Source organism: Streptomyces sp. NPDC037301 (genome assembly GCF_055602785.1).
Genome location: NZ_JBVJWD010000067.1, coordinates 1 through 12,786, shown reverse-complemented (window position 1 = coordinate 12,786; position 12,786 = coordinate 1). Strand labels below are relative to the sequence as shown.

Sequence of the window (12,786 nt, the reverse complement as noted above, 5' to 3'; positions counted from 1 at the left end):
CCGCCACCCAGGCTGCAGCGCGTTCCCGGCACGGCAGGAGGGTAGTCATCCGCCATGAGCTGGATCGCACCCCTGTTCACTCTGCTGGGCGTCGTGCTGGGCTCAGGCGCCTCCGCCCTGGCCGACCACCGACGCTGGCGACGCGAAGAACACACACGCGCCCGAGAACAACGCATTGCCATGTACGCCGAGTACCTCACCGCTATGGAGGCCACCGCCCAAGGCCTCTGGAATGTCCTGCGCCGCGTTCCCGCGTCCGAGCGGCCAGCGGCAGCAGAGGCCGCCTTCACTGCGTCCGCCCTGGGCGCGATCCGCCAGCGCATGCACGTCCTGGCCCCGAACAATGTGCGCGCCGCTGCGGAGACAGTCTTTCGTGGCCTCCGTCGCAGCAGGGACTACGTCGCCATCGCAGATCCCCAGGACCATGAACAGCTGGACCGTCTCAAGCACGAAGTCGCGCAAGCACGCAACGAACTGCAGTCCCGGATGCGGCGCGACATCGGCAGCCCGGCCTAACGCACTGCAGAGTTGAAAAACCCCGCCATGGAACAAGTGCGCGATACTGGATTCGCAATTCGATTCATCGCAGCACGTTCTCGATCCGGCCAGCCACCGAAAATCTGACTTTGCATGAGGGGCTTTGGGCGGGCATTCGAGGAGTAACACAAGGTACGGTCGAGCTAGCTCCCAGTAAGGGGGCGCCCGCCCTGGAAATGGATTGCGACCACGCCCAGGGTGCGAATTGATCGAGACGGGAGAATCGAATGCCTGACCCATTTCGCCGAGCTTGGCAACAGCCAACCTCCGGGCAATTGCACGGTATCAGTTCCGGTTACGTTTCCGCAGCGGTTCTCGACGCCGCATCGCGCTCCATCCCTCTCCGACTGGCCGCACTGCTGTCACCGTCGATCGCGGCGTGGGCCGCCGGGGTGGAGGTATCCGTTCACCCTGCGCTCACGTGCACACTCAGTGGCTGTATCTGGGACGTGAGTGTGCAGTTCGGCTGGCTCTTCGGCTGCTAGTCGCCGACACCCGCTCTCCCAGGCCGGTCAGCCTGGGAGAGGTCCCTTATCGCCCGAGGTCCGGCGCGTGAGCACGGACTGCGCCTAAGCATTTCCTCGGGCGCGTGGAGCTTAAGGAAGAGCCCGCGTTGGAGACTCAGCACACCCAACCGTCGGCCACTCCGGCGAGCGTTCGCCGCCGCGCCCTTGCGTTCAGTCAGACCGCGACGGCTGGTGCCCCCTTCCCTGGACCACCTCCCGCAGGGGTGAACCAGCAGAGCCGGATCGGCTTTCAGGCTTTCGTGCAACTGCACCGACGCCACTATCTCCAGTACGCACAGACGAGGCTCGGCGAGGGCGCCGGTCAGTGTGCCGTGAAAGCGGCGCTCGATGCCGTGGCGTGTCAGTGGGGCGTATATCTGCAGAGCCCGCATCCCGCAGCGGTGGCCTGGGGTCAGTTACGCACTCAGATCCACGCCAGGAGCTGCGGAACCGGTAATTCAGACCCCGCGGTGGTCCAGCTGTACCGCACCCTCCCTCATGACGCTGCGGATGCCGCACTCCTGCGGTGGCGGGTGCGGATGACACCGCAGGCCATTGCCGACCTGATGGGTATCGATCCGCCGGCAGTCGCGGTGCTCCTCCTGGCCTCGCAGCGGCAGCTGCCCGCCACCGCTCTCGGACAGCTGGAGGAACACACGCCCCATTCGTAATCTCGGCGTCGCTTGAATTCTGACCCTCTGACGGCGGATCAAAAGTGACCCACTTGGTGATCTTCGCCTGAACCTGATCTTGATGGAAGGTCAGGAGGGAGAGGGTGATCCTCGTGGAGGACTGGGCAGAGATCCGTAGGCTGCACCGGGCTGAGCAGATGCCGATCCGGGCAATCGCGCGGCATCTGGGCATCTCGAAGAACACGGTCAAGCGTGCCCTGGCCACGGACCGGCCGCCGAAGTACGAGCGCCCGTCTCAGGGGTCGGTCGTGGACGCGGTCGAGGTCCAGATCCGTGAGCTTTTGCGGGAGACTCCGACGATGCCGGCCACCGTGATTGCCGAGCGGATCGGGTGGGAACGCGGGATGACGGTGCTCAAGGACCGGGTGCGGGACCTGCGGCCTGCCTATGTGCCAGTCGATCCGGTCTCGCGCACGACGTATCGGCCCGGCGAGCTGGCCCAGTGCGACCTGTGGTTTCCCGAGGCGGACATCCCGCTCGGCTACGGGCAGAGCGGACGGCCGCCGGTGCTGGTGATGGTGTCCGGCTACTCCCGGGTGATCGTCGCGCGGATGCTGCCCTCGCGCACGACCGGCGATCTGATCGATGGGCACTGGCGGCTGCTCTCGGCCTGGGGCGCGGTGCCCAAGACGCTCGTCTGGGATGTCGGAGTACATGCCTATGTGCAGAGTCAGGTACGAATGAACGTGCAGAGCAATCCATCCCTCATGGTGGGCGTGCTCACTCTTCGAGATGGTGATGTCTGAGCCGAGGCAGTCAAGACGTGACGAGGCAGAACGGGTGTCCCGCTGGGTCGATGAGGACCCGCCACTTGTCCTTGTTAGGCTGCTGCTGCGGTTTGTCGGCACCCAGTTCCAGCAGCCGGGCCTCTGCCTCGTCTAGGTCCTCGACCTTGAAGCAGACATGAAGTTGCTGAGGAACGGTTTGATCAGGCCAGCTCGGAGCTCGATAGTCGTCGACTCGTTGGAAGCCGATGAAGAGTCCATCGTCACCGTTGAGGCCGGCGAAGTCGGCGTCCGACTGCGGGTGGGATTCGAGGCCAGTGGCCTGCTGATAGAACGACGCCAGCGCCAACGGATCGGGGCAGTCGAGGTTTATCGCGATCAGCTTCATCTGCACAGGCATGGAATCTCCGGGCCGCTCGGTGAGCATTCTTGACGCCACTTTAGAGGCGGTTGCCTGCAGTTGAGAGTGGCGGAGAGTCTTCCGTGACCGTATCCCTGCAGGCCAGGACCTCGCTCGGTCCAGCACCGAACGGCTGGAGCCGGGTCAGGCCACGTCGGTCTCGCGCTCGATCGCTTTGAGGCGGTTCTTCAGCCGGTAGCTGGGACCGTTGATGGCGACGACTTCGCAGTGGTGCAGGAGTCGATCAAGGATGGCGGTGGCGAGGACTTCGTCGCCGAAGACCTGGCCCCATTCGCTGAAGGTCTTGTTCGAGGTCAGGATGATGGAGCCCTTTTCGTAGCGCTTTGAGATGACCTGGAAGACCAGGTTCGCCTCGGCGCGTTCGAGGGGCTGGTAGCCGACTTCATCGACCACGAGAACGCTCGGCCGCAGGTAGGAGCCCAGTTTGCTGGTCAGGCGCCCTGCCGCCTCGGCTGCCTTGAGGTTGCGGACCATGTCGTCGAGGCTGGTGAAGTAGATCGAGTATCCGGCCCGGCAGGCCGCGACCGCCAATGCGATCGCGATGTGGGTCTTGCCGACGCCGGGCGGCCCCAGCAGGGCAGCATTGGCCTTCGCTTCGACGAAGGACAAGGTAGCGAGGTCTTTGACCTTGCGCGGGTCGAGCTCGGGCTGGAACGAGAAGTCGTACTCATCCAGCGTCTTGTGGTGTGGCAGCCGGGAGAGCCGCAGGCCCTGGCGGAAGCGGCGGTCGTCGCGGACGGCGAGTTCTTCGGAGAGGACCAGGTCGAGGAAGTCGAGGTAGCCCATCTTGGCCTCGTCCGCCCGCCGGGTGTACTCGTTGATGGTTTCCGCCAGGTGGGGCAGGCCGAGCTTGGTCGCCGTGGTGCGGATGCGGTTGCCGGTCAGCTCGCTCAAGACGATTCCTTCGTCGCTCGGTTGGTGGTGAAGGGGCGGGTCCCGGTCAGCTCGTCATAGACCGACAACGGTCGGCGGCCGACCTCGATGCGGGTCGCCGCAGCCCGGTTGAGGAGGGCTTGCAGCGGTCCGGTCTCCTCGCCCAGCGGGCGTTCGTGACGCGGCCGGGGCGGGACATCGCTGGTGGTGGTCCGGCGCCCTTTGCCGGTGGGCAGGCCGTCCCAGTGCTGTTCCTCGACGACACGGACCCCGCGTCCGACAGCCCGTGGGTGCGTGGCCAGCAGCGTCTCACCGCTGGAGTCGGCAACAGTGGAGTGCAGCATGACCTGTGACTTCGTGGCCCTGATCTCCACCAGCTGACGGGGGCGGACCTTGCGGGCCGGGACCGAGTAGAGGTTCCCGCCGAAGGCGACCAGGCAGTCCTTACCGACCGGCCGCAGATGGCGCTCGGCCACCAAAAACGGAGTTGGCGGCAGCGGCTTGAGAGCCGCGTGGTCGCGGGCAGCACGGTGCCCGATCACCTCGCGGTGCGTCTTGTGGATCTGAGCCCGTCGCTGCGGCACCCAACCGGCGAACGCGGCATCCATCTCCTCGACGGAGGAGAAGGCCCGGCCGGAGAGAACGTGGTCACGGACGATCAGCACTTGGCGTTCGACGCGGCCCTTCCCCTGGGGCCGGTAGGCGGCCAGCACATCGATGTCGAAGTTGTAGTGGCCGGCAAAGCCAACCGCCTCCGGATGCAGCGGAACCGCCTCACCCGGGGCGACGTGACGGCGCACGACCGTCTTGGTCCGGTCGTAGACGATCGTCATCGGCACCCCGTTGAAGTGCGCAAATGCCCGCCGGTGGCAGTCGAAGAACGTCTGCAGGTCAAGGCTGGTGGTGAAGCAGCAGAACGGATCACGCGAGTACGACAGCACCATATGGAAGGAGTAGACCTTCGGAATGCCCAGATGAGCGAGGATCTTGCCCTCATCGCCCCAGTCCACCTGAGCCTGAGCACCCGGGATCACCTCGAACCTGCGATGCATCCCCGCCAGTTCCCGTGGGGTGATCCCCAATTCCTCCGCGATCCGCGGGCGGGCCTCCTGCACGTAGAGCTTGACCCGCTGGTAGTTCCCGGTGAATCCGTACTCCTTGTCCAGCCGCTCGTGAATCACCGCGGCCTTCATCAGGATCTCGGCCCGCAGTATCGCGTCGATCAGCGGAGCGACCTCGTCGACCACCCGCTTGCGCGGCTGACCACTCGCCGTCCGGCGCGGCGGCGCGGACGAGTCAGCGGACAGGTACTTGCTGACCGTTCGCCAGTTCAGCCCGGTTTCCTTGGCGACCTCCGACAGGCTCATCGCCCCGGACTCCACCAGGCCGCGGAAGCGCCGGAGCTCCAGCCAGCGCTGCGGGTCCAAGACCATGGCCCACCCCTCTCTGCAACCTTGGACAACAGGCAGCAGAGTGCCGGGGGCGGACTCTCAGCGCATCAAGAACTCTGTACGTTCATCCGTACGCGGCTATGCGCGTTCACGTGTACGCCGACACTGGGACAACGAATCCGGGGTCGGTCGCGGGAAGCTCACCGCCGAGTTCGCCGCGTTCGCGGGCCTGCTCGCCACGAAGATCCATCTGTGCCGGCCCCGTGATCCAGAAGCGAAAGGGCTGGTCGAGCGGGCAAACGGCTATCTGGAGACGAGTTTCCTTCCCGGCCGCACCTTCAGTGGCCCCGGCGACTTCAACACCCAGCTGACCGCCTGGCTGGCCATCGCCAATCGGCGTGTCCACCGCACTCTGCAGACCCGCCCCGTCGAGCGGTGGGAGGCCGACCGGGCCGGAATGCTCGCCCTGCCGCCCGTCGATCCGCCCGCCTGGTGGCGGCTGCAGACACGGATCGGCCGTGACCACTACGTCCGCGTCGACACGTGCGACTACTCCGTGCACCCCGCCGCGATCGGACGCACCGTCACCGTGCTGTGTGACAACGACGAGATCACCGTCCTCGCCCCCAGCGGCGAGATCGTCGCCCAGCACCCGCGCTGCTGGGCCCGTCACCAGACCATCACCGACCCCGACCACGCTGCCGCGGGCAAGGTGATGCGAGGTGAGGTGCACCACCAGCAGGCCGCCCGCGCCAAAGCCGCCCGAACAGCCCAGAGGGACCCAGGCCCGCTCATCGAGGTCGAGCAACGCGAACTGGGCACCTATGACCGACTGTTCACGGTCATCGAAGGCGGCAAGGGCAGGGAGGCCGGCTGATGCCCCGCACCACCGCCGTCCTCGACGACGCCACCGCCACCACATCGGCCACCGGCCGCAGGACCGGCTCCCAGACCGCAGCGGACCTCGCCTTCCTCGCGCGGGCAATGAAGGCTCCGGCCTTGCTGGATGCCGCTGACCGTCTCGCCGAGCGGGCCCACAAGGAGTCCTGGACCCATGCCGAGTACCTCGTCGCCTGCCTGCAGCGTGAAGTGTCCGCCCGGGAGTCCCACGGCGGTGAAGCACGGGTGCGGTCCGCCCGCTTCCCCGCGATCAAGACCATCGAGGAGCTGGACGTCACCCACCTGCGCGGGATGACGCGCCAACAGCTCGCACATCTGGGAACGTTGGACTTCATCGCCGGGAAAGAGAACGCCGTTTTCCTGGGACCGCCGGGCACCGGGAAGACACACCTGGCGATCGGGCTCGCGGTCCGCGCCTGCCAGGCCGGACACCGCGTCGCGTTCGCCACCGCCGCCGAATGGGTTGACCGCCTGGCCGCCGCCCACCACACCGGCCGCCTCCAGGCCGAGCTCACCAAGCTCAGCCGCTACCCGCTGATCGTGGTGGACGAGGTCGGCTACATCCCCTTCGAAGCCGAAGCCGCGAACCTGTTCTTCCAGCTGATCTCGAACAGATACGAACGCGCGTCCGTGATCGTCACCAGCAACAAACCCTTCGGACGCTGGGGAGAAGTCTTCGGAGACGAGACCGTGGCCGCCGCCATGATCGACCGCCTCGTCCACCACGCCGAGGTCCACTCCCTCAAGGGCGACTCGTTCCGCATGCGAGGACGTGAACTGGGACGGGTCCCCAGCGCCACCACCGACAACGACTGAACCAACCAAACCGAAGACACCTGGGTCAGATTTCAACCGGCCAGAGTGGGTCCAAGTTCAGCCGCCGCCGACAACTGGACTACCCAACCCTCGTCAGGCAAACGACCCCGACATCACGCTTTCAGGTTCAGTAGCGGCCAAGCTCAAGTGCTTAGCGCCAACGGCTGTTCCGGTGGTCAAACCACGGCCGTAACTGCTGTTGAAACTCATCGACGAACGCTGCTGCTGAAAGTGAACGAAGCCAGCCTGGAGCTCGGCGGGCGGGTTTGACGAACTACCAGTAGCCACTTTGCGTCCGCGCAGTGACGGGACGGATACCACCTGAAACGTCCCGTCACCTTCCCACCTCAGACCCTGCTGAAAGGCGCACTGGCCGAGCTACGCGCTCCCCTCGCCGCAACCCGGCTCGAGCCGTTCGCCGAGCCCGACGTCTGCCTCGCCTACCTGGCCCCCGTTTGCACCGCTTAGGCCGCCACCCGCCTGTCGCCCCAACCACACTGCGGGGCTGATGGGACACGCACCTCCCAAGACACCCGAGGAGAAGACGAATGCGCGTCGTAAGGACCGGCACCACGCTCTCCGCCAAGCCCCGGTCCCTGAGGGTCCGACTGCGGAATCGCTCACGACGTCCGGACGGATCGCCGTCATCCACATGGCGATTCCCGTGGGTGGCCTTCTGCCCGAACACGACCACGGAGCCTCCGAGATCGTGCTGATCCCGCTCTCCGGCTCGGTTGAACTGCGCCGTGGTGGTGATCAGCACATTCTGCTCCCTGGCTCCGCCGCGCACAGAGCCACTGGAGATCGGGGCACCCTCGCCAACCTTGGTCCGGTACCCGTGTCGCTGATGGTCGTTGGCCTCACCTCCCGAGTTTGCTGCGCAGATGGCCACCTGGCCCACCGCCTGAGGCTGGTCCGCCCGCCGTTTCACCAGCAGTGCCGGTCGGTCATGGCCGGCTGCACCGGCGGGCGCGCCCGAGCAGCTTGGCTGTTCAGGCGTCGAGCGAGGGCTTCGCAGGAGAGAGGTAGCAGAATGAACACGACGTCAGCCGCCTGGCATTGCCACGGCAGCCTGCCGGGTTCCAGGTGTCATGGCCGCGTCGGCTCACTGACCGGGCGGCTGCCATTCGATCATCAGAATCGTGGCGTCGTCGCTGAGTTCGTTGTGCCGATGACCGAGGATCGCGTGGATGAGCAGGCGGAGCACCTCCGGGGCGTTCTGCCCGGCGGCGGTCGACCGGATGATGTAGTCGGTGAAACGCTCCAGGCCGAATTGCTTACCGCCTTCGTCGCGCGACTCCACTACGCCGTCGGTGTAGAGCAGTATCCGGTCACCGGGTTCGAGGCTGGCTTCGTGTACCTGCCGGGGGACGCCGGCCAGGCTGGCGGGCAGACCCAGCGGAGGCTCGGAAGCCTGCTCCAGGGCTTTGTCGAGCAGGCGCTGGCCGCGGATGAGCAACGGCGCAGGGTGACCGCAGTTGGACCAGTGCAGCACGCCGGTCGGCATGTGCAGCTGGGTGAAGATGCCGGTGCAGAACTGGTCCGGAAGCCACTTCGCCAGCGCCTGGTCGACTGCGTCGACGAGTTCGGCCAGGTCCGCGCCCGTGCGACGGGCGTTGCGGCAGCCCGCCATGGCCACGGAGGCGGCAAGGCCGGACGCCAGGTCGTGGCCCATGGCATCGAGGATCGTGGCGTGCAGAAAGTCCTCGGTGAACGAATGGTCGAAGGCGTCGCCGCCCAGCTCGTACGCAGGTTCCAGGACCGCGGTCGACACCACCCGGCCGGTGCCGATCGAGCGCGGGGGGAGAAAGGCCCTCAGCATCTCCGTGTGCAGTTGCATCGGCCGGGTCCGCATGCGCTGCGCGAAGGTGTCGCTGTAGGTGCGCTTGGAAGTGATGATCACGGCCAGGAGCGACGCCATCGTCCGGCAGCGCCAGAGTTTGATCCCGTCCAGTGTCTCCATGCGGAGTTCCAAGACTCCCTGCCGCTCCGCTCCGTCGACCAGCGGCAGCCATATGGTCAGCCCGCCGGACGTGTCTTCCTCCACCCTCAGGGAGTTGTCCGGTAGGCCCATCCGGCCAGGGAAGCGTCGACCTCCCGGTCCGGCTCGCCCTCGACCAGCGGCAGCAGCAGCCTCTGCTGGAGATCGGCCAGGTAGATGACGGCACGGCCCATACCCATGGCCTCGGCATATCGCTTCAGGACCGTCGGCAGTTCCGCAGGTGACGCCTGCTGGGCGGTCCTGACCAGCTCCTCCAGCAGTCGTTCACCATCTCCGGCCGACACGCTCGCGCCTGCCATACGATCACCCCTGCCGCGCCAAATCACCACCATCAAAACGCCCGCACCTTGAGGTAGTCGGCCTGCTGCCTGATCACCTGGGTGGGGCGGCCGAGCCTGCGACGACGCGGTCCGCGCCGGGGACGCAGCAAACGCAGGCGCACAGCCTGCGCCGTGGTGCCGTCCAGTCCTCCACCAGTCTGCTCCAGCCGGCGCCCGATCGCGCCCCGAGCACGGGCACGTACGCACGTACGAAGTCACCACGGCTCCGCAACGGCGGCAGCACGCGCGGCTCGGCGTGCTGCCCGGAGGCGATCCCCCGGCGGCGTTCACCACCTCGCCGCCCCTGCCTTTCGATGTCCCACGCGTCGGCGGGGACTGGCAGCACGTGATCGTTCAGTCGGGTGGGGGCGGGGCCGTGGCGTGACCTGTGAGGGTGTCGAGTCGGGCGGCGAGGTCGGGGTGGGTGGTGGTCAGGTGGGGGCGGGTGGCGTTGAGGGGGTGGATGAGGTCGGCGGGGTCGTTGTGGGCGAGGGCCGCGTGGAGTTGGTCGAGCGGGTGGCGGGCGGCTGCGGGGAGGTCGGTGAGGGCGGTGATCTGGCCGGCGATGCGGCGCAGGTCGGCGGCGTTGCGGCGGGCCCATTCGGCTTGGGTGCGGTCGGCGGCGCGGCGTTCGCGGGTGGCCTGGACGCGTTGTTCGCCGGTGGCTCCGGCGGGGCCGGGCCGGCCTCGCAGGTAGCGGCGTTCGGCGGCCTGGCGGCTGGCGACGCCGAGGGGGTGGGCGAGGTCGGCCCAGCTGGCTCCCGCATGCCGGGCCGTTTCGATCAGGCCGGTCTCCCATCCGGCGAGCTGCTCGCGGACCTGCCGCAGCAGCAGCAGGGAGGCCAGGGTCTGCTCCGCGCCGGGGTCGGCGGCAGGGGTGTCGGAGGCCTCCTGCCGGGCGGCGTGCAGGGCGTCGTCTATGGCGTGCAGGGCTGCCGCGGCGGCGAGGAACGAGGCCGGGCTTCGGCCGTCGGCGCTGGACGGGGCCGGCTGGTCGGCTGCTGTCACGGGCGCTTCCCTCGGGCTTGTCATCGACTGGACGACACGGTGTTTGTCATCCATTGGATGACATGTTACAACGGTTTCAGTGAAACGCATTGGCAGCAACTGCCCGAACCTGCTGGAGGTGTTTTCACGATGCTGATGCGCACTGACCCCTTCCGTGAGCTGGACCGGCTGACTCAGCAGCTGATGGGCCCGGGCACCTGGTCGCGGCCGTCCCCGATGCCGATGGACGCCTACCGCGAGGGCGACCGGTACGTGGTGGCCCTCGACATCCCCGGCGTCAGCGCGGACGCGATCGACATCGACGTCGAGCGGAACATGCTGACCGTCAAGGCCGAGCGCCGGCCCGTGGCGAAGGCCGACGAAGTGCAGATGGAACTGTCGGAGCGGCCGCTGGGCGTCTTCTCCCGCCAGATCGTGCTGGCCGACACGCTGGACACCGAGCACATCGAGGCCGACTACGACGCCGGGGTGCTCACCCTGCGGATCCCGATCGCGGAACGCGCCAAGCCCCGCAAGATCGCCATCGGCGGCGGATCCGGCCGCAGGGAAATCTCCGGCTGACCCGAGGGCGACAAGGGCCGAACAGCGGCGGAGGACGGGTCACTGATCTCCCCCTCTCTCGTCCTCCGCACCCCATCGACCGAAGAAGGTGACGGCGGTGCCCCTGCGACGCGAGGCGTTCCTCGACCGGGTGAAGGAACGCGGTGAGTACGACAGCCTGCAGGAAGCAGAACGCGCGGCCCGTGTGGTGCTCGCCCTGCTGGGGGCGCACCTGGTCGGCGAGGTACGGGCACAGCTGGCGGCGCGTCTGCCGGAAGGCTTCGCTCTGATCCTCCTCAACCCGCTGCAGAGCGCCGAGCCGCTGCCACCGGAGCGGTTCGTTCGGGCGGCGGCGGCCTGGATCGAGGGGGCCACCGAGCAGACCGCGGCCTGGGACGTCAGCGCCGTCCTCAGCACCACCGCCGACGCGGCTGGCGACGACCTGCTGGGGCAGATCCTGCTCCAGCTCCCCGCGGGCTACGACCTCCTCTTCGGACGCCCCCAGCCCGCCTGATCACCCACCCACTCACCCACCATCCCGGCGGCAGAAAGGCAACCACAGCAAGTGTTCCCCGACCCGCGCGTCCCGCTGCAGCCTGTGCCCGCGATGTCGGACGAGCAGATGCTGGAGAAGGTCCGCTACGAAGGCGCCTACCCCACCCGCGAGCGGGCCGAGGAGGCCATCCGCCTGGTCGTCGCGGGACTGGGGCGCCAACTGACGGGCGACGAGCGCGTCGAGCTCGCCGCCCGTCTCCCCTTCGAAGCCGCACGCCTCCTCACCGCTCAGATCCCCGACACCCAGCTCCTGACCGGCTGGGCCTTCGTCAAGGACCTCGCCGCCCGCACCGACGCCTCCCTGGCCACCACCCGCTGGGACACCGGAGCCGTCTTCGCCGCCGTCGCCGCCCTGGCCGGCCCCGACCTCCTCACCCGCATCCTGCGCCAGCTCCCTTCCGGGTTCGCGCTGCTGTTCGGCCGCGCCGAACTCACCCCCGCTTCCTAATGCTGTTGTCAAGCAGCCGTAGTCACTGGAGGTGCGACTTGATAGCACCGTCGGTCACGGATCAGGGCCCACAGAACGTTGACGCGTCGGCAGGCGAGGGCGAGCACAGCTTGGACATGCTTCTTCCCCTCGGCGCGTTTGCGGTCGTAAAACGCCCGCGAGTTCGGGTCGTACCGGACGCTGACGAGCGCGGAGGTGTAGAAGACGCGCTGAAGTCTTCGGTGATAGACGGCCGGTCGGTGGAGGTTGCCGCTGACCTTGCCCGAGTCGCGGGGTGCGGGGGCGACGCCGGCGAAGGCCGCCAGGGCGTCCGGGGAGTCGAAGCCGTCCAGGCTGCCGCCGACGGCGGCAAGGAATTCCGCGCCGAGCACGGTGCCGATGCCCGGGACGCTCTGGACTATGTCGGCGAGTTCGTGCTCGCGAAACCGGCCCTCGATGAGCTTGTCCATTTCGGAGATCTGCTCGTTGAGGGTCATCACCTCCTCGGCCAGGGTGTGGACCAGCTTCGCGATGGTCTTCTCCCCGGGGACGCAGGTGTGCTGGCGTTCAGCGGCCTCGACGGCTGCTTCGGCCAGGGGGCTTGCGTTTCGGACCTTGCGGTTGGCCAGCCACTTGGTCAGCCGCGTGACCCCGGCTCGGCGGATCGCGGCCGGGGTCTGGTAGCCCGTCAGCAGCTTGAGCCGGGAACATGCCCAGCAGCGTGCCGCGCAGGCGGTTCACCGAGCGGGTGCGGTCCTCGACAAGGTCGCCGCGGCGTCCGGTCAGCAGCCGCAGTTCGATGGCGGCTTCGTCACCGGGGCGGATGGGCCGCAGGTCGCGGCGCATCCTGGCCTGGTCGGCGATCACGTAGGCGTCTCGGGCGTCGGTCTTGCCCTCGCCGCGGTAGCCGTCGGAAGGGCACTGTCACGTTGACTGACTGGGTGGGATGATCTTCTGGTTGGTCATGCTGGGAGGGGGCGTCCGTGGACAGCGCATCGCCGTCGTACAAGGGGCATCGGTACCCGGTCGAGGTCATTGCCCACTGTGTGTGGCTGTACCACCGCTTCCCGCTG

The 12,786-nt window shown here is 67.6% G+C and carries 11 protein-coding genes and 4 pseudogenes; 9 read left to right on the top strand and 6 right to left on the bottom strand.

What is annotated here, in order from left to right; all coding sequences use genetic code 11:
* Positions 1-54: 54 nt before the first annotated feature.
* From ACZ7IB_RS44030 to ACZ7IB_RS44020, 3 genes and pseudogenes are all read left to right on the top strand, one after another.
* Positions 55-516, top strand: a complete 462-nt coding sequence (locus tag ACZ7IB_RS44030; RefSeq protein ID WP_470920623.1) for a hypothetical protein — start codon at positions 55-57, stop codon at positions 514-516.
* Positions 517-1,267: 751 nt separating this feature from the next.
* The gene (locus ACZ7IB_RS44025; RefSeq protein WP_470920621.1) at positions 1,268-1,714 is read left to right on the top strand and encodes a hypothetical protein; all 447 of its coding nucleotides are present in this window, start codon (positions 1,268-1,270) and stop codon (positions 1,712-1,714) included.
* 104 nt (positions 1,715-1,818) lie between these two features.
* Positions 1,819-2,379, top strand: a pseudogene (locus tag ACZ7IB_RS44020) (helix-turn-helix domain-containing protein); the annotation flags it as partial.
* Positions 2,380-2,491: 112 nt separating this feature from the next.
* Here ACZ7IB_RS44020 and ACZ7IB_RS44015 read toward each other — a convergent pair.
* The 3 genes from ACZ7IB_RS44015 to istA all read right to left on the bottom strand — a co-directional run bounded on the left by ACZ7IB_RS44015 (position 2,492) and on the right by istA (position 5,187).
* The gene (locus ACZ7IB_RS44015) at positions 2,492-2,860 is read right to left on the bottom strand and encodes a VOC family protein (protein ID WP_470920619.1); all 369 of its coding nucleotides are present in this window, start codon (positions 2,858-2,860) and stop codon (positions 2,492-2,494) included.
* A 144-nt stretch (positions 2,861-3,004) separates the two neighbouring features.
* Complete coding sequence (istB, locus tag ACZ7IB_RS44010) at positions 3,005-3,775, bottom strand: IS21-like element helper ATPase IstB (RefSeq protein WP_413752590.1); 771 nt, start codon at positions 3,773-3,775, stop codon at positions 3,005-3,007.
* A complete protein-coding gene (gene istA / locus ACZ7IB_RS44005; RefSeq protein ID WP_470920617.1) occupies positions 3,772-5,187 on the bottom strand; it encodes an IS21 family transposase in 1,416 nt (471 codons plus the stop codon). The genes istB (ACZ7IB_RS44010) and istA overlap by 4 nt, the downstream gene beginning before the upstream one ends.
* A 40-nt stretch (positions 5,188-5,227) precedes the next feature.
* Between istA and ACZ7IB_RS44000 the strand changes: the two genes are divergently transcribed.
* Entirely contained in the window at positions 5,228-6,022 is a 795-nt protein-coding gene (locus tag ACZ7IB_RS44000) for a Mu transposase domain-containing protein (protein WP_470920615.1), read from the top strand.
* On the top strand, positions 6,022-6,861 hold the full coding sequence (gene istB / locus ACZ7IB_RS43995) for an IS21-like element helper ATPase IstB (protein WP_329193851.1): 840 nt from the start codon (positions 6,022-6,024) through the stop codon (positions 6,859-6,861). The genes ACZ7IB_RS44000 and istB (ACZ7IB_RS43995) overlap by 1 nt, the downstream gene beginning before the upstream one ends.
* A gap of 1,105 nt (positions 6,862-7,966) precedes the next feature.
* On the opposite strand, the pseudogene ACZ7IB_RS43990 reads toward istB (ACZ7IB_RS43995), so the two are convergent.
* Positions 7,967-9,162 (bottom strand): annotated as a pseudogene (locus ACZ7IB_RS43990) (PP2C family protein-serine/threonine phosphatase).
* Positions 9,163-9,537: 375 nt separating this feature from the next.
* Positions 9,538-10,191, bottom strand: a complete 654-nt coding sequence (locus ACZ7IB_RS43985) for a type III effector protein (protein ID WP_470920612.1) — start codon at positions 10,189-10,191, stop codon at positions 9,538-9,540.
* A gap of 129 nt (positions 10,192-10,320) precedes the next feature.
* On the opposite strand from ACZ7IB_RS43985, the gene ACZ7IB_RS43980 reads away from it, so the two are divergent.
* From ACZ7IB_RS43980 to ACZ7IB_RS43970, 3 genes are all read left to right on the top strand, one after another.
* Positions 10,321-10,752 carry an Hsp20/alpha crystallin family protein gene (locus tag ACZ7IB_RS43980; protein WP_470920610.1) on the top strand — a complete coding sequence of 144 codons (432 nt, stop codon included), beginning with the start codon at positions 10,321-10,323 and terminating at the stop codon, positions 10,750-10,752.
* Positions 10,753-10,849: 97 nt separating this feature from the next.
* Positions 10,850-11,245: a DUF2267 domain-containing protein gene (locus ACZ7IB_RS43975; protein WP_470920608.1), complete on the top strand. Its 396-nt coding sequence runs from the start codon at positions 10,850-10,852 to the stop codon at positions 11,243-11,245.
* Positions 11,246-11,338: 93 nt separating this feature from the next.
* Positions 11,339-11,734 carry a DUF2267 domain-containing protein gene (locus ACZ7IB_RS43970; protein ID WP_470920606.1) on the top strand — a complete coding sequence of 132 codons (396 nt, stop codon included), beginning with the start codon at positions 11,339-11,341 and terminating at the stop codon, positions 11,732-11,734.
* 8 nt (positions 11,735-11,742) lie between these two features.
* Here ACZ7IB_RS43970 and ACZ7IB_RS43965 read toward each other — a convergent pair.
* Positions 11,743-12,628, bottom strand: a pseudogene (locus tag ACZ7IB_RS43965) (IS110 family RNA-guided transposase); the annotation flags it as partial.
* A gap of 68 nt (positions 12,629-12,696) precedes the next feature.
* Between ACZ7IB_RS43965 and ACZ7IB_RS43960 the strand changes: the two are divergent.
* Positions 12,697-12,786, top strand: a pseudogene (locus ACZ7IB_RS43960) (IS6 family transposase); the annotation flags it as partial.

Excerpts from the sequence above, each read along its gene's own strand:
- ACZ7IB_RS43980 (WP_470920610.1), top strand. The coding sequence starts at position 10,321 with ATGCTGATGCGCACTGACCCCTTCCGTGAGCTGGACCGGCTGACTCAG.
- ACZ7IB_RS44030 (WP_470920623.1), top strand. The coding sequence starts at position 55 with ATGAGCTGGATCGCACCCCTGTTCACTCTGCTGGGCGTCGTGCTGGGC.
- istA (WP_470920617.1), bottom strand. The coding sequence starts at position 5,187 with ATGGTCTTGGACCCGCAGCGCTGGCTGGAGCTCCGGCGCTTCCGCGGC.
- istB (WP_329193851.1), top strand. The coding sequence starts at position 6,022 with ATGCCCCGCACCACCGCCGTCCTCGACGACGCCACCGCCACCACATCG.
- ACZ7IB_RS43970 (WP_470920606.1), top strand. The coding sequence starts at position 11,339 with ATGTCGGACGAGCAGATGCTGGAGAAGGTCCGCTACGAAGGCGCCTAC.
- ACZ7IB_RS44015 (WP_470920619.1), bottom strand. The coding sequence starts at position 2,860 with ATGCCTGTGCAGATGAAGCTGATCGCGATAAACCTCGACTGCCCCGAT.